The sequence below is a fragment of the Megasphaera sp. DJF_B143 genome (genome assembly GCF_900320625.1).
Lineage (GTDB): Bacteria > Bacillota > Negativicutes > Veillonellales > Megasphaeraceae > Megasphaera > Megasphaera hexanoica.
Genome location: NZ_ONTA01000255.1, coordinates 1 through 3271 on the forward strand (window position 1 = coordinate 1; position 3271 = coordinate 3271).

Sequence of the window (3271 nt, forward strand, 5' to 3'; positions counted from 1 at the left end):
CAAGGACACACTGTTCCAGCACAGAAGCGCCCTGGCGGAACAGGGCGCGGCTCTGCCGATACCTGCCAAGAAGCGGTGGCGGAAGGACCATGTAACTAAGACGCACAAATGGCGGCAGCACTTTGGACAGTGCCCCCATGTAGATGACGCGGCCGGCCTTGTCCATTCCCTGCAGGGCAGGCACGGGACGGCCGTAATAGCGCAGTTCACTGTCATAATCATCTTCGACGATCATGCCATCGTGGTCGCCTGCCCAGTGAAGCAGGTCGTAGCGCATACCGGCCGGCATGACTGTTCCCGTAGGGAACTGATGGGACGGACTGACATATACCAGACGCGCCCCGCTCCGTTCCAATATATCCATAGACAACAGCCCGTCCCGCACCGGTACGGGCTGCAGCGAAAATCCGCGGCTGCGGAATAGTTCCCTTCCCAGGCGGAATCCCGGCTCTTCCACGGCGATACACTCATAATCGGGCCGGAGCAGACTGGCAAGGACGGCCAGAAGCGGAATGGTTCCCGAACCGATCAGTATCGCCTCCGGATCGGCATGGACGCCGCGGCTCTGGTAGACATATTCACTCAGCGCCTGCCGCAGGACAGGTGCTCCCTGTTCATCCTGATTGGCCAGAAGATATGCCGGCTCACTCAGGACGCGGTTCATCAGCTTGCGCCAGACCGTCATAGGGAAGCGTTCCATATCCATGTCCCCGCTGCCAAAATCATAGACGACCGGCGGCTGTATTTCCTGCTTTTCCGGCTGACGGTACACGGGCCGTTCTTTTTTCTGCGGAAAGGCAATATCGGCTACTTCATACCGCGCCTTGGTCCGGCGGATGATGTATCCTTCACTGGCAAGCTGGTAATAGGCCTTTTCGACGGTCATCTTGCTGACGCCGGCCCGCTGGGATAGTTCGCGCACTGAAGCCATCTTCATCCCTGCCGGCATCCGGCGGGCCGTAATTTCATCGCGGTAATAGGCATATATTTGTACATAGTACGGTATTTTGCTAAGAGTGTCGATTTGCAGCATAGGTCCCCCGGTAATAATCAAGGCAAATTTACGATAAGCCTACCCTTTATTGTATCGAAAAACAGTTCTGGTGAAAAGAGCTGACAGGCACATTTATAGGAGAAATGCCGACAAACCGGACCGTATGGCATCAGCTGTCAGCTACGGCCGCTGCAATGGCTGCCCCGACCGACGGGCCATCATAGACCAGTGCCGCTTCCACGGGAATCCCCTGCTGCCGGGAATGACCCCGCCGGGCCGCACAGCCATACAGGGCATCGTCAAACATGAGGAGCCCTCCGCGGATATGACTCAGGAGCCCCCCTTCAATGGCAATGGACTGGCGGGAAATATGGCCTTTAGGATACAGATGCTGCAGGATTCCATAGCAGGCAGCGCCGGAAAGCTGTGCCGTCCGCACGAGAATCGTCCCGGCCAGATTGCGCAGCGGCTCTACATCAGCGGGAGCGACGATGCGGTTCAGCAGGCGGCTCAGGCGCAGGCGGGCATCATCGGGATTGCCAGCCGTTACAATGCGGTTCATTTCCGGTGTCGTGCACGGCGGGATATCGTCCGTATCAAAATACGTCTTCAATGTCTCTCTATAGATAGAACCGAGATAGGCGCCACTGACCATTTTTTCCAGCATATGGCGGCCGGGAAAGCGCGTCACTTCGTCTACCCGTTCATCCCATTGATTTCGCGGCATCCCATCGAAATCACCCGCTTCCAGGTTGATGACCATGGACTTCTCTGGTTCGTAATAACAAATATTAAACCCCGTCCCGCAAATGACGCCAATATGGGTATGGCGGTATTGATAAGCTGCAGCCATGAGCACGGCTGTCGTATCATTAATCAGCGCTGCCGGACGGATCCGGTCGAGACCGCGGCGCCGGAGCGCCTCTTTCAGCAATTGGTTGATCCAATTTCCTTCCACGCCGGCAACGGCCATTTCCTTAGACCACTGTACCAGGCGCGCGTCGTGACAGTCGGACTGGCTGACTTCATAGGAAAAGGTATGTCCCAGGGCACAGTCCACATTGCCTCCGGCCGCTTCCTCTACAGTAGCCGCGATAAAATCAAAAAGCTCCTCTGCCCGCGTCTCCTTCGTCGTATAATCGTATTCTCCTTCTTTCCGCAAAGGATGAGAGACAATTTTATCAATAATAAAGCAGTGCCCGCCCAAAAGACGGATACGGGAAGCGCGCACATTGGTCCCGCCGAAATCCAGGGCCAGATACGTACCCTTCTCGCTGCCATCTGGCAGATCCATATAGGACGGCAACGCTGAAAGAGACGATGGGGCTCCCGTTTCCGCCGCTTCCAGCTGCTGCCGGAAGGACGCTGCAAAATACTGCAGCTGTTCATCACTCCAATAAAAATGCTGCGCAATATTCATCCAGTTGCCACTTGCTTTCCGGCCCATGTACAGTCCCCCTGTCTGTTTCGCTATCGTTATAAATATTATACTACAACAGGAGATGACGATAAAATTTTTACGTAAAATTTTTGTAACAGCTGTTATATGTGACAAAATGCACATTGACATTTTTTCATATTTCACTATAATGGGACGTAGAGTGAGACCGGAAGAGGCCGCACGAAGGGGTACACCACCTTGGGTGTAATTCTTCGTGCGGTCTCTTTATTTTTCTATTCCCCACGCGGAAAGGAGACTCAGCATGGTCAGGATAAACGGCAATGATGTGGCCGCGGCCGGGCAGAATTTGCAGGCCTTCCTCGAACAGGAAGGTTATCGCTGCGACCGCATCGCCATTGAACTAAACGGTGCTATCGTACCGCGCAAGACGTATGCCGCCGTAACCCTCCACGATGGCGATTCGATGGAAATCGTCCATTTCGTAGGAGGCGGCTGATACAGACAGCATACGGCGTTCTTATCTTATATTATGAATCAAGGAGTGATTCCCATGGAAAATGATGACAAACTCGTACTTGGCGGTCATGAATTCACATCCCGCTTTATCTTAGGTTCCGGTAAATTTTCAGTCGATCTGATCAAAGCCGCCGTCGATCAGGCAGGCGCCCAAATCGTCACCATGGCCCTGCGCCGTGTAGAAGCCGGACAGAAAGACAATATCCTCGATTTTATTCCCAAAGGCGTAACCCTCCTGCCGAATACGTCGAGCGCCCGCACGGCCGAAGAAGCCGTCCGCATCGCCCGCCTTTCCCGTGAAATCGGCTGCGGTGATTTCATTAAAATCGAAGTCATGCGCGATTCCAAATACCTGCTTC

3 protein-coding genes and 1 pseudogene are annotated in these 3271 nt (G+C 54.3%); 2 read left to right on the plus strand and 2 right to left on the minus strand.

Annotated features, from left to right (window positions below):
• Together DBO31_RS07535 and DBO31_RS07540 are read right to left on the minus strand one after the other, a co-directional pair.
• Positions 1-1033 (minus strand): PLP-dependent aminotransferase family protein (locus DBO31_RS07535; protein ID WP_150824845.1); only part of this gene is annotated, 1033 nt, incomplete at its 3' end.
• A 130-nt stretch (positions 1034-1163) separates the two neighbouring features.
• A complete protein-coding gene (locus DBO31_RS07540) occupies positions 1164-2441 on the minus strand; it encodes a hexokinase (protein WP_150824846.1) in 1278 nt (425 codons plus the stop codon).
• A 256-nt stretch (positions 2442-2697) separates the two neighbouring features.
• Between DBO31_RS07540 and thiS the strand changes: the two genes are divergently transcribed.
• Together thiS and DBO31_RS07550 are read left to right on the plus strand one after the other, a co-directional pair.
• Positions 2698-2892 carry a sulfur carrier protein ThiS gene (gene thiS / locus DBO31_RS07545; RefSeq protein WP_059076523.1) on the plus strand — a complete coding sequence of 65 codons (195 nt, stop codon included), beginning with the start codon at positions 2698-2700 and terminating at the stop codon, positions 2890-2892.
• A gap of 54 nt (positions 2893-2946) precedes the next feature.
• Positions 2947-3271: pseudogene (locus DBO31_RS07550) on the plus strand (thiazole synthase); the annotation flags it as partial.